The organism is Capsulimonas corticalis (genome assembly GCF_003574315.2).
In the GTDB taxonomy this organism is placed as follows: Bacteria; Armatimonadota; Armatimonadia; order Armatimonadales; family Capsulimonadaceae; genus Capsulimonas; species Capsulimonas corticalis.
In genome coordinates, this window is record NZ_AP025739.1 from 3,617,657 (window position 1) to 3,640,185 (window position 22,529).

The window sequence follows — 22,529 nt, forward strand, 5'->3', positions numbered from 1 at the left end:
TGCTATCGTGTGCTGAATGTCACCGCAAACTGACTATTCCCTGTCCCCGCAGCCATGCCGCCATTGGCGGCGCAGTCGGGCAGGGCCGGCGAGCCGTCTTCGTTACAGTCTTCGGCGGCGGCGACATATCCTCCAGAGACGGATGTCCCGCGATACCACTTGGCGTGGCAGTCGGTCATCAGATAGTTAGAGCCATCCATATGCAGGCCCGTTTTGGCGGCAAAGCCTTCGCCATAGGGCGGAATCAGCACGGAATTCGTGCAGTCTCGTTTGCCCAGGCAGCCGGTCATCAGGTTGCCGCCCTGTCCGTTACCCCCGCGAAATGGGTAAACGCCTCCGCCGGGGTTGCCGTTGCTGACGCTGGAGGCGACGCCGTTGAGGCCGCCGTTCTCGCCAATATCGGTGATGGGACCATAAATCCCATGCACTTCACACAGCAGCACCGTGTTTGCCGGAGCCACGAGAGCCGCGATGGACTGCCCGGCGACTCGATTATCAGAAGAGGGAATGTCTGTGCGCAGGAAATTGAGATTGCCGGCGTAGGAAACGGGATAAGAAACGACGCTGTTCGCGGGGTTCGTCATCTGTGAGGTCGGATCATCGGGGCAGTGAAATACGCCGGTGCTCTTGACGTACGGATAAACCGTTCCCGCCCAGCCCTGTCCTAACGATCCGGCGAGCGGGCCGGTGGGGAAATTCTCGTCGTAATCCTGATTGTACTGGGTGACGCCGAGGCCGATCTGCTTCATATTGGACAGACACGAAATTTGGCGCGCCTTTTCGCGCGCCTTCGCAAAGACTGGAAAGAGAATTGCTGCGAGAATCGCTATGATTGCGATAACTACTAATAACTCAATGAGTGTGAATCCACTCCGCGATCGGATTGCATGGGTTGACATGGTGGTCTCCTTTTTGCTCTGATCATGCCATGAGGGCTGCGCGTTCTAGATGTATTATAGAGCGGAATACTCGCATGCGCCATGGCGAAACTGGCGTAAAACTTGTCGATTATGGTAAGATGCGGCATGGCGCTGCATCCACATGAGTCGCAAATACTCTATTTCAACGATATTCCCACGCCGCTGGGACAGATCACTGGCCTGGGGGTGATCCGCAAAGGGACGGGCACCGAACGGGGTGTTCTGCGCGTGTACGGAAATTACGCGCTTGTGTATTTCTTAGAGGGCGTGGGGGAATATTGCGATGCGAATGGGCGCCGGCATCGGATTGTTCCCGGCGATCTTGTGCTGGTGACTCCCGAGCTGCCGCATCGCTATACGACGCGGCCGGGGAAGTATTGGAGCGAATGCTATGTGATCTTCGACGGTCCGGTCTTCGACCTTTGCCGCGCGCAGGGTGTTTTGGACGCCGCGCGGCCTATCCGTCATTTAGAGCCGGTTGACGCATGGCTCGCGCGCTTGCAGTCGGTCATTGCATTGCCGGCGTCGCAATCGCCGGTGGAAAAGGCGGCGGAAGTCAGCCGGCTACTGGCGCTGCTCATGGAAATCTACGCCCGCGACAGCGCGCCGCCGCCCGGTCCTGGAACGCCGGCCTGGCTGTCGGCGGCGAAAGCGGCCCTCGATGCGGAGCTGGAGACCGAGATCGACCTGCCGGCCATGGCGCGGGAGCTGGGAGTATCCTACGAAACCTTCCGCAAAGGCTTTCAAAAGCATTACGGCGTGTCGCCGGGGCTGTACCGAACACAGCGGCGGCTCGCCGTCGCCGGGAGCCTCTTGAAGCTGACGACGATGACGCATCAGCGGATCGCGTCGCATCTGGGCTTCTCAGACGAGTTCCATTTTTCCAAGCGGTTCAAGCAGATCGTCGGAGTCACGCCGCGCGAGTATCGCCGAGCCGGGCCACAGTAGCGAGCGTCTGGTGGGTATGCTGTTGTCCGAGGACATTAGTGCGGGGCTAAAGCTTGGAAGTCCATCAGCGAAGAAAGGGAGCGCGATGTTTTCCTGGAGGGATATTGCGAAGATTGATGAGACGCCCGAGCGCTTGCTGAATCGAATTGGCCGAGTGTTCGCCACGTTCGATGAAAACACTCAGGATTCGGGCAACATTTCCTATGGCGTTCAGATTGGCGAAGATCGCTATTTTGTGAAGACGGCGGGACGTCCGGATTACGCAAAATGCTTCTTCCCGCATGAGGCGCGAGTGGCGCTTTTGTGGAACGCGAAACTGCTGTGGGAGGAGTGTCCCGACCTGGCGCTCGCCCAATTGGAGCATGCTGTGAGCGAATCGCCCCATGGCCCGCTCTTGATTTATGAGTGGATGGAGGGCGAATCCCTGGGAACATCGCGCGAGCAGCGTGAGGATCCGGCTTCGGCGTTCCAGCGTTTTCGCACTCTTCCGGCCGGCGAGATCGCTCTGGCGCTGGATACGCTTTTTGAGGTCCATGAACGCCTGGCCCAGAAAGAGTGGGTTGCGGTCGATTTCTATGACGGCGCCCTGATGTACGATTTCGACCGCCGCCGGCTTCGGCTGGTCGATATCGACATGTACCATAAAGGCGCATTCACCAACAAAATGGGGGAGATGTTTGGCTCATCGCGTTTTATGGCCCCGGAAGAGCATGTCCAAGGAGCGGCGATCGATCAGAGCACCACGGTATTTACGCTGGGGCGCGCCGCCGCTGTCTTTTTGGGAGATGGGACATTGGAGCGAAGCGCATGGCGCGGATCAGAGGCTACGCAAGCTGTGATCCTGCGCGCCTGCGCGGAGCGGCCTGCGGATCGATATCCCACCGTCGCCGCGTTCTCACAAGACTGGTCCGAAGCGCGAATGCTAGAGACGAAAAAATAAGGCCGGCGGTAAAAACCGCCGGCCTTATGGGTGAGAATGCCGATCCGTGACGGGCTATACCGCCGGGGGCGCGGGGTTTGGCCGCAGGAGCGGCGTGTCCGTTGGCGGCAGGGCCGTGTGTCCGTTGCCGTTTCCGGGAACGTCCTTGGCCTTGCCGTTTCCATTGCCGTCGCTGTGGCCGCTGCCGTTGCGTCCGTCGGGAGGCGCGGTCGGCGTGTCGGTACCGGCCGGCGTGTGACGGCGGCGGCTGCCCCGGCTGACAAAGTCCGAGAAGCGGTCGAACAGCAGATAGGTGCACGGGATCACGATCAAGGTCAGGACCGTCGAGACGAACACGCCGCCGACGACGACGATGGCGAGCGGCTGGCGGAAGCCCGCGCCGCGTCCCAGGGCCATGGCCGTGGGCAGCGACGAGAAGATGATCGCCGAGCTCGTCATCAGAATGGGCCGCAGTCGGGTGGGGGCCGCCGTAAGCAGCGCGTCGACGATCCGGTAACCCCTTCCGCGCAGCGTGTTGGTGTAGTCCACCATCAGAATGGCGTTTTTGGCCGCCAAACCGTTGAGCATGATGACGCCGATCGCGGCGATCAGCGACAGCGGCGTATGCGTGATGAACAGGATCAGCAGCGCGCCGACCAGCGCCTGCGGCAGCGTCAGCATGACTGACAGCGGATACAGGATGTTGTTGAACAGCGCCGCCATCAGCATGTACGAAAGAACGACGCCCAGCGCGATCGCCGTCAGCAGGTACGGGCCTTCCTCGGAGATCGACTGCGCCTCACCGCCCCAGACGTAGGAGGTGGCTCCGAATTTGCCGGTGGCGAAGAGCTTCTTGATGCCTGGATCGACCTTCTGCTGCACGTTGCCGATCTGTGTACCCGACGCCAGATAGGCTGTTACGGAGATCTCGCGCAGACGGTTGAGGCGGTCCACGCGGGTCGGTCCGACGCCGTAGGTCAGATTGGCTACGTCCGAGAGCTTGATGACGTTTCCGTTCTGTGAACCGACCGGGATCTGGCCGACGTCATAAACGTTGTTTCGGTCGAGGTCCGCAAGCTGGACCCGAATGTTGTACTGCTCGTTATCCGCCGGATCGCGGTACTTCGCATTAATATCGCCTTGGATCGTCGCCGAGACGGCGTTGGAGACATCCGAGAGCGAAAGCCCATAGTTGGCGGCCCGAACGCGATCGAGACGGATCTGAACTTCCGGCTGACTGGCCTTGTAAGACGAGTCGACGTTGTAGACGCCTTTGCCCTTTGCGACTTCCTCCTCGACGGCGGCGGTGGCCGCCAGAAGCTGGTTGGTGTCCGAGCCGGTGATGCGAATATTCAGCGGAGCGCCGCCGCCGCCGAAGCCGTTGACTTCGTTGGCCTGGATCTTGGCGCCGGGAATGTCGTTGGTCATCTCGCGGATGCGGGCCGCGACGGCGGTGTCGTCCACATCGCGCAGCGGCTCGGCGTGGTGCGCCCAGGGCAGTTTGTCCAGCGGCGCGGCCTTGTCGAAGAGCGACACCTGCATGTTGCCGTACTGGGTGCCCGTGTTGCCGCTGCCGGTGGAGTTGGACTGGCCAACGGAGGTCAGGACATATTTGATCTTGCCCTTCATCCAGTCATCGGCCTTGATCCGGCGCTCGATCTCATCCGTGATCCTTTTGGTGTAGGCCAGAGACGAGCCCGCCGGCGCCTCGACTGAGACTTGGACAAGGCTCTGATCCTGACCCGGCGCGAACCGGAAGCCGAGTTTGGGGGCGACCAGAACGAGGACGGCGACCAGGGCGCCGGTGCCGATGCCCACCACGATCCATGGGTGGCGCAGGCAAACCCGCAGGAACCCCTGATAGCGGTGCTCGAATTTCTTGTAGCCGCGGTTGAACCAGCCTTTGAAGCCGCGCTGTCCCTTGCCGTCGGATTCCAGCGCCTCGCCCTTTTTGAACCAGCGCGAGGCCAGCATGGGCGTGAGCGTGAACGAGACGAGCAGCGACAGCAGGACCGAGATGGAGATCGCCGCGCCGAAGGAGCGGAAGAACTCGCCGATAACGCCGCCCATAAACGAGATCGGGACGAAGACGACGAGGTCGACGGACGTGAGCGTCAGCGCCGCCAGACCGATTTCCGTTCGTCCCCGAATCGCCGCCGTGATGGGGTCTTCGCCCAGGCTCAGGTGACGGACGATGTTTTCCAGGACGACGATGGAGTCGTCGACCAGGACGCCGATGGCGAGCGAAAGGCCCAGCAGCGTCATGGAGTTGAGCGTAAAGCCCATCGCCGAGATTGGCAGGAAGGTGGCGATGACGCACGTCGGGATCGCGAGGCCGACGATGAGCGTGGCCCGGATGTTATGCAGGAACAGATAGACGATCAGGATCGCAAGACACGCGCCAAGTCCCAGCGAGACGACGACATCCTGTAGGTTTTCCTTGACCTGCTTGGACGTATCGACCGTGGGGATGAACTCGATATCGCTGGGGATGATCTTCTGAACTTCCAGCAATTGCTTCTTGATCCCGGTGATCGCCTTGAGCGTATTGCCGTCGCTGGTCTTCTGGATCGCCAGCAGAACGGTGTCGCTCCCATCGACGGTGCTTTCCTGGGTCCGCTCCGCTGTGGTGTCCTCCACCGTCGCGATATCGGACAGTCGGATCACGCGGGTGTTGGAGGTCCCGTTTGCGTCGCTTCCCGTTCCCGCCGCCGGTGTTCCGGCCTGCGCGGGGAAGCTGAGCTGGAGGTTCTTGATCTCCGGAACGCTTGCGAACTGGCCCAGGAACCGAATGGAGAAGTACTGGTTGCCCTTTTGGATATATCCCGCCGCGACGTTGGCGTTGGCTGCCTGGATCGCCGACGCGAGCTGCGAAACGGTCACGCCGTAAGCGGCCAGCCGGTCGCGGCTGATGCCGACCCGGATCTCGCGAACGTCGCCGCCGAAGACACTGATCGATGCGATATCGGGCGCCTGCTGGAGACGCTCGACGATGACGTTGTCCGCCAGAACGCGCAGGTCTCGCGAGGAGTGCGGTCCGCGCATCGCCAGGTACATGATCGGCTGCGCGCTGGTGTCCTGCTTGAGAATGACGGGGCTGTCCGCCTGAGTCGGCAGGATCTTGCGCACGGCGTCGATCTTTTGCCGCAGGTCCGCCGCCGTCGCATCCAGATCCGTGCCGATATAGAGCTGACAGGTGATCGTCGAAACGCCTTGCTGCGACGTCGATGTGATCTCACGCAGGCCGCTGACGCCGGAGATCGAGTCTTCGATCGGTTTGGTGATCAGCGTCTCCATCTCCTGCGGGCTGGTGCCCGCATAGGTTGTAGAGACGGTGATGACGCCGAAGTCGACTTTCGGATTCAGCTCCGCGGGAAGTTTGGAGTAGCTGATCAGGCCCAGGATGACCAGGGCCAGGATCAGCATAATAATCGCGATCGGGCGATTGATCGCCAGTCGGGTGACACCCATAATTGTTCTCCGTCTAGGACCGTACGGACGGTCGAGCCGCCACGAAAATTGGCAGGATGGCCCTCACCCCCCCCGCCCCCTCTCCCAATTTTGGGAGAGGGGGAGTCAGAGGGATTTTTTTGATTTGGATCAAAGATCCAAATCTTAATCTCTTACTCCTAACCCTCTCCCCGAATGAAGAGAGTTGGCGAAGGGCCGGGTGAGAGCCTCTCGAATCTTACCGCTGCGACACCTTCGCGCCGCTGTCTCCGGCAGTGTCCAGAACCGCTAGCTTGTCGCCGTCTTTCAGGTTCTGCTGGCCGACCGTGATGATCTTTTCGCCGCCCTTGAGGCCGCTGGCGATCTCCGCGCGGTCCGGGGTGATGATCCCGACCGTAACCTTGCGGATCTCCGCCTTATTTCCAGAACCGAGGATGACCACATGCTGTGACGGCGTCAGCGAGCTTGTGGTGACCGAGGCGTCGCTGCTGGCCGCGGCGTTCGTCCCGGAGTCCGGCACGAGGGCCGTGGTCGGGACGATCGGCACGGCGCGGGCGACATGGGTGACGACCTGGCCGCGCGCGAACATGCCGGGGCGCAGGATGTTGTCCGGGTTCGGTACGGTCACGCGCAGGCTGAAGCCGCGCTCTCCCGCGCTGGCGGCGGGATAGATCGCGGAGACTTTGCCCGCGAACGTCTTGCCCGCGAAGGCGTCCACCGTCACATTGACCGGCGTGCCGACATGCGTGTCGCTGAAGTCCGTTTCCGAGACCGTCGGCTGGTAGTAAACGGTCTTGACGTTGACGATCCGCATCAGGCCCGAGCCCGGCGCGGCGATCTGTCCCGGCTCGGTGGAGCGGGAGGCGACGATACCGTCGATCGGCGCGTAGATCGACGCGTTTTGCAGCTGAACTTGATTGTATGTCAGCGTCGCCTTCGCCTGGGCGACTCCGGCCTGCGCCGCAACGATATCGTCGCGCCTGACGGCGACCAGCTGCTCGTTGGCGATGGCGTTGTTGAGGTTATTCTGCTGCTGGCGCACTTTTTGCAGCTCCGCGGCGATGTCTTCCTGACGGCTGCCTTCCTGAACGAGCTTTAAAGCGGCGACGGCGTTTTCGTACTGCGCCTTGTTGACGTCGTAAGTCGTCTGCGCGGTGTCCAGATCGGCCTTCGCGATGGCGCCCTGCGCGTAAAGGTTCTTGTTGCGGTTGAGCGTGACCAGCGAGTTGCTCATGTTGGCCTTAGCCAGCGTGACCGAACTCTCAGACTGAAGCACTTCCTGCGGGCGTGAGCCGCGCAGCGTCTTCAAATACGTCTGCTGCTCGGCGGCGACCTGGGCGCGGGCCTGGAGCACATTTTGCTTAGCCTGCGTCACTTGAATATTGTAATTGGTCTGCGCCTGCGACACTTTGGAGATCGCCGACTGCACATTGGCTTCCTGCTGGCGGACATTAGCTTCCAGGTCCGTCGTGTCCTGGCGGACCATGAGCTGGCCCTTATGCACGTAATCGCCCTCTCGGGCGAACACGGCGTCGACACGGCCGTTGGCCTTCGCCGAAAGCGTGACGTCCTGAAGCGCCGCCAGGCTGCCCGTGACCGGCACGGTCTGTTCGATCGTCCCGGTTTGAACCGTGATGGCCTCCACGGGGATCGCTCCGCCTTCGCCGCCGATGCCGGACGCATCTTTCTTCGCGGCGTCATCCGCCGGTTTTTTGCCGCAGCCGGCCACTCCCATGGCGCCGGCGGTGATGAGGAACGCCAGCGCCGCTGCCTGAATCCTTGTTCTACGCATCATCGTGCTTCCTGTCCCTCGCATGGTGCTGTTTGTCCTCTCGTTCAACGTCCGCCCTCGGCGCGAATGAGCTGCGCGCGAGATGTCTGGTAGTCGTAAAATGCGCTGAGCTGATCGTTCTCCGCCGTCACCAGCTGCGCCTGGGCGTTGGTGACTTCGATAAACGCGCTGATGCCGTTCTGGTAACGCACATTGGCGAGGCGCACGGCTTCCCGCGCTTGTGTTACGCCCTGTGCGGCGGAGGCAAGCCGCGATTTCGCGTTTTCGATATTCAAATACGCCTGCCGCACTTCGATCGCGACGTTTTGCTGCAGCTGCGACTTGGTGATCTTCTGGGTCTCCAGATCGATCTGAGCCGAGCGCACCTTGGATTTTGTCGTGCCGCCGTCATAGAGCGGAATGCCCAGGTCCGCCGCGATGCTGTAAGAGTCGCGCTTGCTGCCGGGGGAGGGAGTTCCCGCGTAGCCGGCCGTGCCTGTCAGGCTGAGCGAGGGCAGCAGCGTCGCGCCGGCGAGCTTGACGAGCTTTTCGGCGATCGTGATGTTGTTGCCCGCCTGGATCATCTCTGGGCGCTTGGCGTAAGCCGTCGCCGTGCTTTGCTGGAGATCGAATGTCTCCGTGGGGGCGGGGAGGCTGGCCGGATCGACCGCCGTGGCGGCGTCCGGAGGCGTTCCCAGCGCCGCGTTCAGGTTCGCCTGGTCGATATTGACCTGGTTCTGCGCTTTGTAAAGCGCCTGCTGCGCGCTGGAGAGCGTGGTCTCCGCCGTCAGCAGGTCGTATTGCGCCACTGTGCCCTGCGTGTATTTCGCCTGTGTGATCCGAACGTTTTCGGTATCGGCGGTCACCTGCTCCTGCTGAACCCGGACGTCTTCCTGATCGCGCAGCACGGTGAAGAACGCGGTTTTGACCGACAGCGCCACTTCATTGCTGACTCGGTCGAGATCAGTCTGGTAGAAGTCGCGTGTCCGCCGCAGCACATCCTCGGCCGCCGGCACGAGACGGAAGATATCGACGCCCTGCGTGACGCTCAGCCGCGCGCCATAGGTATTGTAATTGCCCTGGCTCCCATTGGTGGAGACCGTGCCGGTCCCCGTTCCCGTTCCCGTGCCGCCCGTGGTGTCTCTGGCGGTGGCCGCGGCGGCCTGAGTTTCATCGGACAGTCGCTTCAGAAGGTTGGGGGCTACGCCGCCGGCGCCCGTTCCGGTCCCGGTCGAAGTTCCGCCGCTGGATGTCCCATTGCTGGTTCCGCTGGTCGTCCCGCCGCCGACCCCCGTATTGACCGTGCCGCCGCCCGTGGCGGATGGGCTGGAGGATGAGGGGCTGGTGGTCGTGGCGCCGCTGGAGCTGGTCCCCGAGCCCGTCGCGTTGCCGCCGCCTCCGCCGCCGACAAATGTCTGCACCGAGCCGCCGCCCTGATCCGTGATGGTCGGGATGGTTCCGCCGCCCGGGAGCGTGACGGATGAGCTGGAGCCGCCGGTCACGCCGCTGCCGTAGCCGCGCGTGCTGGACAGCGTATCGCCGACATCGATCCTGACCGTGGGAAACGCCTGCGCCGTCGCCTGCGTGATCTGTTCTCCAGCCTTCTTATAGCGCTCGCGCGCCAGCAGCACCGAAGAGTTATTGGAAAGCGCCAGCGCGACCGCTTCGTCCAGCGTCATCAGTTTGACGCCGCTCGCCGAAGCCGTTGTCCCAGCGGCGGGCGCCGCCGTCGTGGGAGCCGCTGCGATTGGCGTGGGCATGACCGGAGCCGGTGTTTCGGGAGTGGCGGCCCCGGCGGCGGGGGCCGTCACGGTCGGGGCAGGCGCCGCCGCCTGCGAGAACGCGGGCGATGCGCCCGCGGCCAGAGAAGTGAACGCAAGGGAGAGAGCGGGGGCGATACGCCGCCCGTAACGGACCGTAACTTGAGGCTTCACGCGGCTTTTTCCTCCGGAGTGCTGTCGTTGGATTCTTTTTCGATGTTCTGAAGCCCCTCCAGGAACATCGTCATAAATTCTCGGATATCGTCGATCTTGCAGAGCACGAGCCCTTTATCGTCCGGGGTGCCCATGATCAGCAGTTTGTCGCCGGTCTCGATCTGGAATCGCTTGCGGGCGTCGGCGGGAATTACGATCTGCCCGCGCTCGCCGACGGTCGCCGACCCGTAGAAATGCTCTTCAAACCGATGCGGTTTCCTGCGCTTCTCATCACTCATAAGTCAATATTCATCCCTTGATTGTCAAAATCATACAAATCACACACTTCTGAATAGTATTATGATCAAAGGGTGACACTCTGTCAATAGTTTTATGAATGTAAGTCGCCTTTAACCGCAGATCGTTCCGATCAGTAGGAGAATTAGGCCGATCCGGAACGCCTGCCATTCCAACGCTCCTAACCGGGGGTTTGCGGGCTCCCGATCCACTGGCGGGCGAGCTTCGCAACGGCTGTAAAGTCCGTGTCGTCCAGACGGTAGACCGCTTGCGTCATCAATCCCCGGAACATGGCCGTCAGCAGGGACGCCGCAGCTTCCGGATCCGTGCTCGCGGGAATGCTTCCATCCACGTGGCCGGCGGCGATCAAACTGCTGAGACGAGATCGCCACCCGCTTTCGATTTCAATCATCATCTGATGGATCGCCGCGTCGCGATGGGCGCGGGTGGTGATTTCGGTGAGAACAACGCATATCTCCGAATGATCTTTGACTCTGTACTCCATGTTGGCGACCATCGCCTGCAGTTGATCCGCCGCGCTCATCCGCACATTATTGGCGATCGGCGCGTTCGAGGAAATGAATTGCTGCAAGATATGCTCGATGACTCCCCGAATGAGATCTTCCTTTTCCGGGAAATAGTAATGCAGCGTCGCGATGTTCACGCCGGCGGCGGCGGCGATGTCACGCACGCGCAGGCCCTCAAAACCCTTTTCCGCAATCAAGCGGCACGCCGCGCCCACCAGCTCGCGGCGGCGCTTGTCGCCGCGCGATTCTTGTCGCGCGGAGCGTTCGCAAGTGCAGTCGTCCAAAATTTGACGCTCCAATCAAGTGATTGATTGAATATGCCACGTATTAGAACTCTTTGTCAAGCAGTTGCTTGAAAAACTGGTATTCTCTCGATCGATACGGAAAGCTCCATCCACTATGTCGCCAAATCGTGAAGAAATTCTGAAAGAGTTTTTCGGAATTTTTTCTGGAGCGCCCGCTGAAATTCTCGAAACGGTGTAAAATTACGGAACTAAGCGTCTTGCCCGAGGGTTATGATTGCGAATGGGAGCATCAAAGACGTGTTTCGTCATCTGCGTGAAGATATACAAACAATTCGACTGAAGGACCCGGCGGCGACGTCGCTGGCCGAGGTTCTGACGTACGCCGGTTTCTGGGCGATTTTCTATCATCGGATCGCGCATCGCTTTTACAAACGAAATTGGCGCTTTCCAGCGCGCGCGATCTCTCAGTGGAGCCGATTTCTCACGAACATCGAGATCCATCCGGGGGCGACGATCGGCAAGCGTTTCTTTATCGATCACGGCGCGGGCGTCGTGATCGGGGAAACGGCGGTCATCGGCGACGATGTCTTGATGTACCACCAGGTGACTCTGGGCGGAACATCGCTGGAGAAGACCAAGCGCCATCCGACGATCGGAAACAATGTGCTGCTGGGCATGGGCGCGAAGGTGCTCGGAAACATCACCGTGAGCGACGGCGCGCGCATCGGCGCGAATGCGGTCGTGACGCGGGATGTGCCGCCCAATACGAGCGTTGTCGGCGTGCCGGGGCGAATCCTGATTCAGGATGGGCAGCACATTTCGGAGCGGTCGATCGCGCAGGTCATGGATCAGGCGCTTGGCAACGCCGATCCGATGGGGGAGATTATCCGCCGCGCGCTGCACGAGATCGAAGACCTTAAGTGCCGTATCGAAGCGGCGGAGGAAGATCTGCATCCGGAGCGGATCTTGACTCGGCTGCAGGACAGCGCTCGGGAGAAATCCCTCGCGGACGAGTTTGAAGAGATGCTTAACGCCGACACCTTCACCCCGAACCGGCGCGAAAATGTGGCGGGCGAGGGGATCTAGTTGCGCAAGCCGAAGCCTTTGCCGCCGGGCGGCGTGATCGGAATCGTCAGCCCCGCCAGTCCATCGGACGCCGAAGGGCTGCGCTCGGGAATGGCGGTTTTGGAAGCGTATGGTTTCCGCCCGAAGCTTATGCCGCACGCGCTGGACCGCCATGGTCACGCGGCCGGGCTTGATGAAGACCGCGCGGCCGATTTCATGGCCGCCTATGCGGACCCGGAGATCGATCTTGTGTGGTGCGCGCGCGGCGGTTCGGCGTCGCTCCGGCTCTGGCCGCATCTGGACTGGTCTGCCCTCGCGGCGCTGCCGCCCAAGCTGGTCGTCGGGTACTCCGACATCACTTCCCTGCAAATTCCGCTCACTCAGCGCGCCCACATCCCCGCGATCCACGGTCAGATGGTCTTCGAGCTGGCCCTGCGCACGCCGGAGCCGCTGCTGCAATGGCTGCTGGGATTGCTCCAGTCGTCAGAGCCCGCCGGCCTTGTCCCTGCGATTGCGTCCGACACGCTTGTTCCCGGCGTGACCGAAGGCGCTCTCTGCGGCGGCTGCCTGTCGCTCGTCCGCGCCACGCTCGGCACGCCGTATCAGATCGACGCGACCGACAAATTGCTCTTGATGGAAGATATCGGGGAGAAGCCCTGGGGGATCGAGCGTGACCTCGTCCATCTGCGCGAGGCGGGGGTGCTGGAGACGGCCGCCGGGTTTATCGTCGGCGAAGCGACGGATACGGACGATACGCAGACGCTGCCGATGCGCCGGATCTGGGCGGACATTTTAGAGCCTTACGGCAAGCCCACCGTGCTGGGATTCCCCTTCGGACACGTCGCCCAAAACTACGCGCTGCCGCTCGGCTGCCGCGCCCGCCTCGACGCCGGGGCGCGAAGCTTGACGATTCTGGAATCCGCTGTCCATAATGGGTAGTTCGACCTCTTCGGCGCCGGAACTTTTGCACGTGTCCTTGCGCTGAATCCGTTATCAACGCCGCGCGGCGCGCCCGCCGCCCGCATTCTGATCAAAGGACACAATTTCATGAAATTCGCCAAGATCTCCGCTATCGTCGCCCTGATCGCCACCGTCGGCGTATCCGCATTCGCCCAAAAGCCCAACCCGGTTACCACAAAGCCCGCCGCGCCCTCCTCCGCGACCGTCAAGAGCTACACCCGCAAAACCAAGACCGGCAAAGTTGTTACGGTCAAGGGTTACACTCGCAAGCCGAAGCTGACCACAACGGCCCCGAAGACCATCGCCGTGAAGGGGTATACGCGCAAAACCAAGGGCGGAAAAGTCATCACCGTGAAGGGCTACACCCGCAAGGCCCCGGTCAAGAAGACCGCCGCGCCGAAGATGTAGGATTGGGCCCTCACCCCCCAGCCCCCTCTCCCAATTTTGGGAGAGGGGGAGTCAGAGGGAGTTAGCATTTAAGTCATAAGATCTTTTGGATCTTTGATCCAACTCTTAACCCTCGCCCAGACCTTTGGGAGAGGGTGGCCCGGAGGGTCGGGTGAGAGCTCTCACCGTGTCCGCCGCTGGTCTTCCTCGATCACGCTTCCCAAAAACGAGCCCGCGAATTTTCCCTCCGGGCGAACGCGCCCCTTCAATCCCACTTTTGACCCTTCGCTGGGCGCGCCGGCGTGGCTGACGACCCAGATCTGGCCGCTGTCGTCGTTGACCCGGTAGGCCGACAGGTTAGAAATCCCGAGCGGCAGCTCGTAGACTTTCGTGACCTCGCCGGCGATGGTGACGTCTTTGTCGGCGAAGCGCGTCGGGTTATCCAGGATGTCGCGCACTTTATCGGTGTGCGTTCCGCAGCCGGCGAGCGCGGTGATGGCGAGGGCGCCGAGCAGCAGGGCGCCGAGATATCCACGTTTGGCGGGTCTTAGCCCGTGTATGACTTGCATGGGATCGTCTCCTTCAGAAATCTTCTTTCTCCATGGACGCCGCGGGCCGCCCAACTGTTCCCGGTAATATTCCGAGGACAGCCGGTGAAAAATATCGGATAGCCGGGAACTCTTTGGTTGACTGCCGCGCTGTTGTGTCTGTCAAACATCAATTATCGGAGGCTTCGTTTCATGAAGTTGTTCACCAAAGTTCTCGCCACCACGCTCGTTCTGTCCGCAATCGTTCCGGCTGCGTTCGCCGCGACCCCCGCTCCCGCCACGGCCAAGCCCGCCCCCAAGATGGCGGCCAGCAAGATGACCGCTAAGAAGATGGCCAAACCTGCCCCTAAGAAAATGGCGAAGAAGGCTGCTAAGCCCACCGTCAAGAAGGTCGCCAAGCCGGCTCCGAAGATGACCGTGAAGCCTGCCGCGAAGAAGATGTAACTTCTTCCCTCTCTTGCGTTCGTTCAGGGAACGTGAGAGAATCCCAAAAAGGCCGCATGCGATCGCATGCGGCCTTTTTGGCTATTATGAGTCGATTTTAGCTCAGGTTGAGCGCCAGCAGACGAAGTTCGGACATCTCCTCCATCGCGTAGCGCACGCCCTCACGCCCAAATCCCGAGCCTTTCACGCCCCCGTACGGCATATGATCCACCCGGTAGGACGGCGTGTCGTTCGCAATGACGCCGCCGACCTCCAGCCGATCGAACGCGCGATAGATCCGATGGATGTCGTTCGTGAAGACGCCTGTCTGCAAGCCATAGTCCGAATCGTTGGCTCTGTCCAGCGCTTCCTCGAAGTCGTCGTACGGGGTGAGCGTCACGACCGGTCCAAAGATCTCCTCGCGCTCAGCCTTCATCTCGGTGTTTGTGTCGGTCAGAATGATGGGGGCGATACGCCGTGGGTCGGCGGGAGCGATGTCGCCCAGAAGGAGGCGCGCCCCGCCGTCCAGCGCTTCTCGCACGCACTCCAGAATTCGGACGCCGCCCGCTTCCGTGATGACCGGACCGAGGTCCGCCGTCTCGTCCAGAGGATCGCCCAGCCGCAAATCACGCGACAGGGCGACGAACCGCTGGGTAAAGGCGTCAAAGATCGGACGGTGGACCAGCAGACGCTGGGTGGAGATGCAGACCTGTCCGGCGTAGGCGAAGGCGCTGGCGACGCATTTGGGGACGACCATTTCGAGATCGGCGTCCTCATGGACAATCGTGGCGGCGTTTCCGCCGAGCTCCAGCGTCACACGCTTCCGGTTCGCCTTCGCCTTCAATTCCCAGCCGATGCGCGCGCTGCCGGTGAACGACAGCACCGCGACGCGCGGATCGAGCGCCAATCGTTCGCCGAGCGCCGGTTCAGTATGGATGACATTGAATGCCCCGACGGGAAGTCCGGCTTCGGCGATGACTTCCGCCAGCAGCAGCGCCGTCAGCGGCGTTTGATGCGCGGGCTTTAGCACCACCGGCGCGCCGACGGCGAGCGCCGGGGCGACTTTGTGCGCGACCAGATTGAGAGGGAAATTGAACGGCGTGATCGCGCCGACCACGCCCGAGGGAAACCGCCGCGTGATCCCGATCCGCCCTTGCGACGACTCAATCCGATCCAGCGGGATCTGCTCTCCCTGTCCAAATCGCCGCGCCTCTTCGGCGGCGATCTGAAACGTGTGAACGGCGCGTCCGACTTCGCCGCGCGCATCCCGGATCGGCTTCCCCGCCTCACGCGCGATCGTCACCGCGATCTCCTCCGCCCGCGCGACGAGTCCCGCATGGATCTTGTCTAGCGCTCCGCCCCGCACCGCATCCGTCAGGGCGCGAAACGGCTCCCGCGCCGCATACGCGGCGGCGATGGCGTCCTCCATCTCCTGAACCGCGCCCCGGTAAAGATGTCCGACGGACGTCCCGTCCCAAGGGGAGACAATTGTGTCGACTTCCGAGGTCGCGCGCCACTGACTGGCGATGTAGAGGGAGCGAACTTCGCTGTTCATAATGAGAAGGTCTCCTCAAACCCACGCTGGCGTTTTGGGTGGCAAACCCACCCCGGCGCTTCGCGCCACCCCTCCCGCCGACGGGAAGGGTGATTTCAGAGCGTGTTATCGCAAGCGGCTTTCGTCAGGGGCAATCCTACCAACCCTTCCCGTCGGCGGGAGGGGTGGCGCGAAGCGCCGGGGTGGGTTTGCCACCCAAAACGCCAGCGTGGGTTTGAGGATGCTCTTATTCCACCGTCACCGACTTCGCCAGATTCCTCGGCTGGTCGATCTCGCGGCCCAGGGCCGCCGCGATGTAGTAGGCGAGCATCTGCATGGGGACGATCGCCAGGATCGGCATGAACCAGTCGTGGGTGCTGGGGATGCGCAGAACGCTGTCCACCGAGCGGGTGTCCAGGCCCTCGTCGCCGTCCTTGACCAGGGCGACCGCGCCGCCGTCGCGGGCGGTGATCTCTTTGACGTTCGAGAGCATCTTATCGTAGAGCGCCGATTGGGTGGCGAAGCAGACGACGGTGACGCCTGGCTCGACCAACGCGAGCGGGCCGTGCTTCATCTCGCCGGCGGCGTAGGCTTCGGCGTGGATGTAGGAGACTTCCTTGAGCTTGAGCGCGGCTTCCATCGCGACGGCGTAGTCAAAGCCGCGCCCCAGGAAGAAAAAGCTGCTGGACTTTGAAAGGCCCTGCGCCAGCTCCTTGATCTCCGGGCCGAGTTTCAGCACCTGGGCGACCTGCGCGGGCAGGGCCTTCAGGAGCTCAACGTATCCGGCGACGACGGTCGGTCCCAGGCGATTCTCTTGCTCCGCGATGTAAAGGCCGACCAGATACAGGGCGATCAATTGCGTGGTGTACGCCTTGGTGGAGGCGACGCTGATCTCGGGGCCGGCATAGGTGTAGATGACTTCGTCGGATTCGCGGGCGATGCTGGAGCCGACGACATTGACCACCGCGAGAGTTGTCGCGCCCTTCACCTTGGCTTCGCGCAGAGCCGCCAGGGTGTCGGCGGTCTCGCCGCTTTGGGAGATGATAATGGCGAGGGTGTGCTGATCGACGATCGGATCGCTGTAACGGAACTCGCTCGCCACGGACACCTCGACGGGGCGGCGCAGCAGCGCTTCGTAGAAGTGCTTCGCGACCATGCCGGCGTGATACGCCGTGCCGCAGGCGACGATGACGATCCGATTGAAGTTGAGCAGCTGTTCGCGCGAGAGCTTGAGTTCCGGGAACATCACCTGATTGGTGTCCGACACGCGGCCGCGCAGGGTGTCGCGGATCGTCTGCGGCTGCTCGTGGATCTCCTTGAGCATGAAGTGGTCGTAGCCGCCTTTGGACGCCGTGCTGACATCCCAGGTGACCGCGAACACATCGCGCTGGAGCAGTTCGCCTTCCAGGGTGGTGATTGTCACCTGGTCGGGCGTGATCTTGACGAAGTCTCCGTCTTCCAGCACTAAGACCCGGCGGGTGTACTCCATGACGGCGGGGATATCCGAGGCCAGGAAGTTTTCGCCTTCGCCCAGGCCGATGATCAGCGGCGAGGCGGTTTTGGCGGCGTAAATGACGTCCGGCTCCATCTCGGAGACGACGCAGATGGAGTAAGCGCCGGTGACGGAGGCGAGGGCGCTGCGCAGCGCGGCCTCCAGCGAACCGTTGGAGGTTTTCAGGCGTTCCTCGACGAGATGGACCAGGACCTCGGTATCGGTATCGCTGGAAAACGTATGGCCTTCCGCGAGCAACTGCTCTTTGAGGTCCAGATAGTTTTCGATGATCCCATTATGGATCAAGGCGATACGGCCGCTGCAATCCGTGTGCGGGTGCGCGTTCCCATCATTGGGACGCCCATGTGTCGCCCAGCGCGTGTGCGCGATGGCGGCGCCGCTGGACGCGCCGAGGTCTCCGAGGCTGTTCATCAAATTGGAAAGCTTGCCGGCTTTCTTGAGAACGGTGACGGTCGGACTGTTCGGGGCAACCACGGCCACACCGGCGGAGTCATAACCGCGGTATTCCAGCCGCTTCAGATTATCCAGAACTAGACGGACGCTGCCCTCGCGTCCTCCGACATATCCCGTAATTCCACACATCGAGTTAAATTGCGCTCCTCGCGTTTTCCTTTGAGTATACCCGGCGGCGGGCGCTCCCCGGAACCAAAAAAGGGGAAGCCGCTGCGGCTTCCCCTCACTTTGCTGTCGATTTGGAATGTGCGGCGCGTTATTTCGCGGCGGGATCGGCCTTGTGGCGGCCCTTGCCGAGGATGAACTCCAGGCCGGCGTAAACGGTCAGGTCCGAGAAACCGCGCTCGCTCTTGCCGACTTGCAGCGAGAAGTTTTGATCCGTCGCATACGTGTGGTTGAGGCCGATGACATAACCCATGTCGGTGCGCGCGCCGGGAGCGCCGGGGCTCGCGCCGTAGATCTGCGCGCCGATCGACGTGCGCTCTGTCGCCTGGAACGTCAGGGCCGCGCCGTAGTACCAGCTGTTCTTCGCGGCGGCGGTTCCGGGCAGGTTGTAGGAGGCGGCCAGTCCGAGGCCGTACTTTCCATAGGACTTCGCGGCCGCCAGGCCGAAGGTGCTGGCGTACTTGCCGTTGCCCAGGCCGTTCGATACGCCGGCGGTGGGGACCTTCACAGTGTAGTCGATGGCGATCTGCGGAGCGCTTTTCGTCTCCTCCAGGAAACGCCACTTGATGTCCGCCGTGGTGTCGCCAAATCCGGTGACGCGGCTGGAGCCAGAATTGCGGACCGAGGCGGCGGCGACGCCGGTTCCGATTTCGATATTGTTGGTGAGGCCGTAAGCGAGGTTGACCGCCGGAAGCGTCTGCGACTCGGAGCCGGTCACCTGAGACGAGTTGATCGCGATGTCCAGCGTGTAGCGGCCGGGTTCCGTGGTTCCCGGGCCGTCCAGCGGGACCGGACCCGCGAGGACAGGCTGAGCCGCGAGGCAAAGTAATGCGGCGCAGGCCGCGAAATAGTAGGGCGCTTTCATCCTGAGTATATGTTCCTTCCGTGGCTTATCGCCAGGGGCCAGTCGCCGCGATAAAGTGTGTTGAGCGGTTTCCAGCGTGTTTACTAGGTTCATTATCAGGTGGAATGGACAGGGGAGTTATTCGCAAAAATACGAGGATCAAGCGAGGAGGCGCTCGGTAAAATTACCGGAAATCTTGAGAGGAATTTCGCCATGGATTTTTGGGCGGCGATAAATATCCCGATTAATACCGGCTTATGGGCGATTCCGTGGGAAACTGGTATTCCTGCCGGGCGCCAATAGGAATGAAATCACGCGTATTCGTGTATGATAGATATGTAATCCATTTCGAAAACGTTCTCTGATTTTCGTCTTTAAGGAGCCATTATGAAAACCACAATTATCGCCGCCACCGTCGCCGCTTTCGCCGCCTGCGTCTCTGTTTCCGCCGCCATCGCTTCGCCCGTCTCCGACATCCGGGACAACGCCGCCGCTGCGGCGAGCAACGCGCATATCTATCAATGGAAGCGTGTGCAGCTGGAAGTCGTCCGCATCGCGGACGCCGAGAAGAAGGTCCAGGCGGCCCAGTCCGTCAAGTCCGAAACACTGAGCAGCGCCGTCCGCGAGCTGCGCGCCGCGCAGTTCGCTCACGACGCCGACCGCACCGAAGCCGCCGCCGCCCAGGTGCTGGCCGCGACCGACGCGCTGAGCAAGTAAATCCCCGCGCCGCAAGGCCGATCGCACATCACGAAATAGCGCCCGCGAGACTTGCAAAGTCTCGCGGGCGCTGTTGCTTGTTTGACGGCGGGGCCGATGGGGTGATCCGTTCGACCGGGGCTGGATCTACGCGGCGCTCTGAATCGCCGGCGATATCTTTGCGTCCAGCACATCCATCAGCGCCTCCACGACGTCGGGATCGAACTGGGAGCCGGCGTGCTTGCGGATCTCGGCGCGGGCGGCGCTGGAATCGCGCGCGGATCGGTAGGGGCGGTCCGTGGTGATGGCGCCATAGGTGTCACAGACGGAGATAATGCGCGCGCCCAGCGGGATCTGATCGGCGCTGAGCCGGTCCGGGTAACCGCCGCCGTCCCAGCGCTCGTGGTGGGCGCGGACCATGGGGGCGACGGTGCGCAGGCCGGGAACATGGTTGAGGATCTCGGCGCCCAGCGCGGGATGGGTGCGCATGATCTCCCACTCGGTCGAGTCTAATTGGCTCGGCTTATGCAGGATCGAGTCCGGAATCGCCACCTTGCCGATATCGTGCAGCCGTGCGGCGAGGCCGACCATGCGCGCCTGGGCGATGTCCAGGCCCATGATCTGGGCAAGCTGGATCGCCAGGTCGCCCACCTCGTCCGTGTGCTCGCCGGTGTAGTGGTCGCGCGCCGAAACCAGGGCGGCCATGGCTTCGACGGTGCCGCGCAGGGCGACCTCCTCGCGCGATCCTTCATGCGACATCGTCAGCAGCGCGCCGACGGCGGGGTCGGCGGCGGTGCGGACCTGGTTGCGCCCGAGCTTCTTTGCGGCGTACATCGCCTGATCGGCGGCGTCCACGAGAGCGTCCCGGTGATGCGCATCCGCCGGATACGACGAAACGCCGACGGAGCACGTCAGGCGCAGCCCGCCTCCGGCGGCGAAGGTATGCTCCGCGACGCGCTTGCGCAGCTCCTCCGCGACCGTGTAGGCGCCCGGAAGGTCCGTCTCCGGCAGCAGCGCCAAAAACTCCTCGCCGCCCCAGCGGCCCACGGTGTCGATGGCGCGCAGGCCGGCGCGCACATGGGCCGCCAGCTCCGACAGCGCGGCGTCGCCCGCCGGGTGGCCGCAGGTGTCGTTCAGCGCCTTGAAATAGTCCAGGTCGAAGAAGAGGAGCGCGCAGGGACGGCCGTAGCGCGCCGAGCGCTCCATCTCGGCGTCGATGGCCGCGACCATGGAGCGATGGTTGGGAAGCCCGGTCAGCATGTCGGTCGTGGCGAGCGAGTGCAGCCGTTCATTCGCCTCCGTCAGCGCGTCCAGGTTGATTTTTAGCTCGTCCTGTGTCGCGTGCAGCTCCGCGTTGACAATCTCCATCTTCGCCGCATACGCCGCGGTGTCATCGTAGGCCGTATGCAGCTGCTGGTTGAGCTGGTAATTTTCCCGGATCGACATCACCTGGCGGACCAGGATCAGCGCGACCAGGGCCAGGCAGCTGACGATCACGCCGCGCTCCAGCGTCTTGTCGGCGTGTACCGAGCGGGTGTAGAGCAGCAGCGCCACGATGGCCGGAAAGAGGGCGTAGGGCAGCAGCAGACGCCAGAGGGGCGGTGTTTCCACCAGCTCCACATCCGTTTCCGTCGCCGAGCGCCGGCCCAGCAGATGAATGGCGCTGGCTCCCAGGCCGATCAAGCTGTTGCCGAGCACGTAAGTCTCGTCCATGAGCGAGCCGGTGTGATAGGTGTTTTGCAGCAGGCGGTAAAGATAGATGCTGTCGCCGATGACGAAGACGATCAATCCGGTCAACAGGATCGAGACGCCGACATAACCCGACCGGCTGGCCGAGCGCGACGCAAGCAGCAGGACGGCGAACACCAGGATCAGGTCGCAGCAGGGATAGGCAAGGCCAACGGCGCGGCCGAGCAGCGTCTGGCTGCCCTGAAGCATGGTGGGCCCGAGGATAAAGTACCAGCTGAACGCGACGGCGGCGGTCATGATCATCGCGCTGTCGAGAAACACGCGCACGCGAGACGCGAGAGGCATGGGGCGTGTCGACATCCGCAGGATGGACGTAAAGATCGTCGGATAAATGGCGAGGAAGAAGAGGTCCGCGACGCCCGGAAACGGCGGGTCGACGTGTTTGATCACATCGAAATACGCATAAACGGTCTGTCCCACGCTGTAACAGATCAAGCCGATCGCCATCGTCACGGGAGCGGCGATGTTCCGGGGAGTTCCCGCGTCGCGCCGGGAGCGTAACGCGGTCCACAGGCACCAGAGCCCGCCCATAAGCGCGCCTAAGATTTCAAACGCATCGACGCCAGCAACGTAGATCGCTTTGCTAAAAGGGCGTCCGAGGATCCATGCGACCGCCATCAGGTTTAGCGCCGCGACCCAGGCCACTCCTTGGAATACTGTCTTTCGTTCCTCGCGCTGTCCCTGCGCCATTCTTACCTGCAGTTCCGCGGACATGGCCGCACATTGACAATCTCATTTCCATTGTCGGCGATTCTCGGTTTTTTCTGGAGACTGACGGCGTGTCACTCGCATGCGGCAGGTTCGCGTTTTGCGGGCGGAGTCATCCAGGCGCGTCCCCATTGCGCGACGGCTTCAAAGACGCCGTTAAGCTCTTCTCCTTTCGGCGTGAGCGCGTATTCGACGTGCGGCGGCATGGCGCTCAGCACTGTGCGCGTCACCACGCCTTCCTCCTCCAGCTCCCGCAACCGTTCGCGCAGAGTGCCGGGATTGATCTTGTGCTCGTGTGAAAGTTCGTTGAAACGCTTTTTGCCGTCCAATAGGCTGCGCACGATATGCATCGTCCAGCGTCCGCCCAGCAGCGTCAGCGCCGCGTTGGCCGGACAGAAAAGATGGTCTTCCTCTTGATGTTCCATACCGCTGCTTACCCCATTCTTCCATATTCCGCTCCGACTCTCCCATCCTCATGGGAACACGGCGCAAAC

General features: G+C 62.2%; 19 protein-coding genes. 7 read left to right on the plus strand and 12 right to left on the minus strand.

The window, feature by feature from the left end; translation table 11 throughout:
• Window positions 1-2: 2 nt before the first annotated feature.
• Window positions 3-899, minus strand: coding sequence for a DUF1559 family PulG-like putative transporter (locus D5261_RS15495; RefSeq protein WP_218025533.1), 897 nt, complete (start codon window positions 897-899; stop codon window positions 3-5).
• 126 nt (window positions 900-1,025) lie between these two features.
• Here D5261_RS15495 and D5261_RS15500 point away from each other — a divergent pair, with 126 nt between their 5' ends.
• A complete protein-coding gene (locus tag D5261_RS15500; protein ID WP_165864038.1) occupies window positions 1,026-1,868 on the plus strand; it encodes an AraC family transcriptional regulator in 843 nt (280 codons plus the stop codon).
• 133 nt (window positions 1,869-2,001) lie between these two features.
• A complete protein-coding gene (locus tag D5261_RS15505) occupies window positions 2,002-2,808 on the plus strand; it encodes a serine/threonine-protein kinase (RefSeq protein WP_165864037.1) in 807 nt (268 codons plus the stop codon).
• A 54-nt stretch (window positions 2,809-2,862) separates the two neighbouring features.
• Here the strand turns inward: D5261_RS15505 and D5261_RS15510 are convergent, their stop codons facing one another.
• The 5 genes from D5261_RS15510 to D5261_RS15530 form a co-directional block, all read right to left on the minus strand.
• Window positions 2,863-6,258 carry an efflux RND transporter permease subunit gene (locus D5261_RS15510; protein WP_119320419.1) on the minus strand — a complete coding sequence of 1,132 codons (3,396 nt, stop codon included), beginning with the start codon at window positions 6,256-6,258 and terminating at the stop codon, window positions 2,863-2,865.
• Between the two features lie 217 nt (window positions 6,259-6,475).
• The gene (locus D5261_RS15515) at window positions 6,476-8,032 is read right to left on the minus strand and encodes an efflux RND transporter periplasmic adaptor subunit (RefSeq protein ID WP_165864036.1); all 1,557 of its coding nucleotides are present in this window, start codon (window positions 8,030-8,032) and stop codon (window positions 6,476-6,478) included.
• 41 nt (window positions 8,033-8,073) lie between these two features.
• Window positions 8,074-9,942, minus strand: a complete 1,869-nt coding sequence (locus D5261_RS15520) for a TolC family protein (protein ID WP_119320417.1) — start codon at window positions 9,940-9,942, stop codon at window positions 8,074-8,076.
• Window positions 9,939-10,220, minus strand: a complete 282-nt coding sequence (locus tag D5261_RS15525) for an AbrB/MazE/SpoVT family DNA-binding domain-containing protein (protein WP_119320416.1) — start codon at window positions 10,218-10,220, stop codon at window positions 9,939-9,941. The genes D5261_RS15520 and D5261_RS15525 overlap by 4 nt, the downstream gene beginning before the upstream one ends.
• Before the next feature lie 179 nt (window positions 10,221-10,399).
• A complete protein-coding gene (locus tag D5261_RS15530; protein WP_165864035.1) occupies window positions 10,400-11,029 on the minus strand; it encodes a TetR/AcrR family transcriptional regulator in 630 nt (209 codons plus the stop codon).
• 231 nt (window positions 11,030-11,260) lie between these two features.
• Here D5261_RS15530 and cysE point away from each other — a divergent pair, with 231 nt between their 5' ends.
• The 3 genes from cysE (at window position 11,261) to D5261_RS15545 (ending at window position 13,423) form a co-directional block, all read left to right on the plus strand.
• Entirely contained in the window at window positions 11,261-12,076 is an 816-nt protein-coding gene (cysE, locus tag D5261_RS15535) for a serine O-acetyltransferase (protein WP_165864034.1), read from the plus strand.
• Window positions 12,077-12,994 carry a S66 peptidase family protein gene (locus tag D5261_RS15540; protein ID WP_119320414.1) on the plus strand — a complete coding sequence of 306 codons (918 nt, stop codon included), beginning with the start codon at window positions 12,077-12,079 and terminating at the stop codon, window positions 12,992-12,994.
• 108 nt (window positions 12,995-13,102) lie between these two features.
• Window positions 13,103-13,423, plus strand: coding sequence for a hypothetical protein (locus tag D5261_RS15545; RefSeq protein WP_119320413.1), 321 nt, complete (start codon window positions 13,103-13,105; stop codon window positions 13,421-13,423).
• Between the two features lie 161 nt (window positions 13,424-13,584).
• On the opposite strand, the gene D5261_RS15550 is transcribed toward D5261_RS15545, so the two are convergent.
• Complete coding sequence (locus D5261_RS15550; RefSeq protein WP_119320412.1) at window positions 13,585-13,971, minus strand: OB-fold nucleic acid binding domain-containing protein; 387 nt, start codon at window positions 13,969-13,971, stop codon at window positions 13,585-13,587.
• Between the two features lie 171 nt (window positions 13,972-14,142).
• Here D5261_RS15550 and D5261_RS15555 point away from each other — a divergent pair, with 171 nt between their 5' ends.
• The gene (locus D5261_RS15555) at window positions 14,143-14,394 is read left to right on the plus strand and encodes a hypothetical protein (RefSeq protein ID WP_125205866.1); all 252 of its coding nucleotides are present in this window, start codon (window positions 14,143-14,145) and stop codon (window positions 14,392-14,394) included.
• A gap of 97 nt (window positions 14,395-14,491) precedes the next feature.
• Here the strand turns inward: D5261_RS15555 and D5261_RS15560 are convergent, their stop codons facing one another.
• The 3 genes from D5261_RS15560 to D5261_RS15570 all read right to left on the minus strand — a co-directional run bounded on the left by D5261_RS15560 (window position 14,492) and on the right by D5261_RS15570 (window position 18,903).
• Entirely contained in the window at window positions 14,492-15,928 is a 1,437-nt protein-coding gene (locus D5261_RS15560; protein ID WP_119320410.1) for an aldehyde dehydrogenase family protein, read from the minus strand.
• Between the two features lie 226 nt (window positions 15,929-16,154).
• The gene (glmS, locus tag D5261_RS15565; protein WP_119320409.1) at window positions 16,155-18,002 is read right to left on the minus strand and encodes a glutamine--fructose-6-phosphate transaminase (isomerizing); all 1,848 of its coding nucleotides are present in this window, start codon (window positions 18,000-18,002) and stop codon (window positions 16,155-16,157) included.
• A gap of 127 nt (window positions 18,003-18,129) precedes the next feature.
• On the minus strand, window positions 18,130-18,903 hold the full coding sequence (locus D5261_RS15570; protein WP_165864033.1) for a transporter: 774 nt from the start codon (window positions 18,901-18,903) through the stop codon (window positions 18,130-18,132).
• Window positions 18,904-19,269: 366 nt separating this feature from the next.
• Here D5261_RS15570 and D5261_RS15575 point away from each other — a divergent pair, with 366 nt between their 5' ends.
• Window positions 19,270-19,599, plus strand: a complete 330-nt coding sequence (locus D5261_RS15575) for a hypothetical protein (RefSeq protein WP_119320407.1) — start codon at window positions 19,270-19,272, stop codon at window positions 19,597-19,599.
• Window positions 19,600-19,725: 126 nt separating this feature from the next.
• Here D5261_RS15575 and D5261_RS15580 read toward each other — a convergent pair whose 3' ends face one another.
• Together D5261_RS15580 and D5261_RS15585 are read right to left on the minus strand one after the other, a co-directional pair.
• Entirely contained in the window at window positions 19,726-22,041 is a 2,316-nt protein-coding gene (locus tag D5261_RS15580; protein WP_119320406.1) for a bifunctional diguanylate cyclase/phosphohydrolase, read from the minus strand.
• Window positions 22,042-22,109: 68 nt separating this feature from the next.
• Complete coding sequence (locus tag D5261_RS15585; protein ID WP_119320405.1) at window positions 22,110-22,460, minus strand: winged helix-turn-helix transcriptional regulator; 351 nt, start codon at window positions 22,458-22,460, stop codon at window positions 22,110-22,112.
• Window positions 22,461-22,529 lie beyond the last annotated feature (69 nt).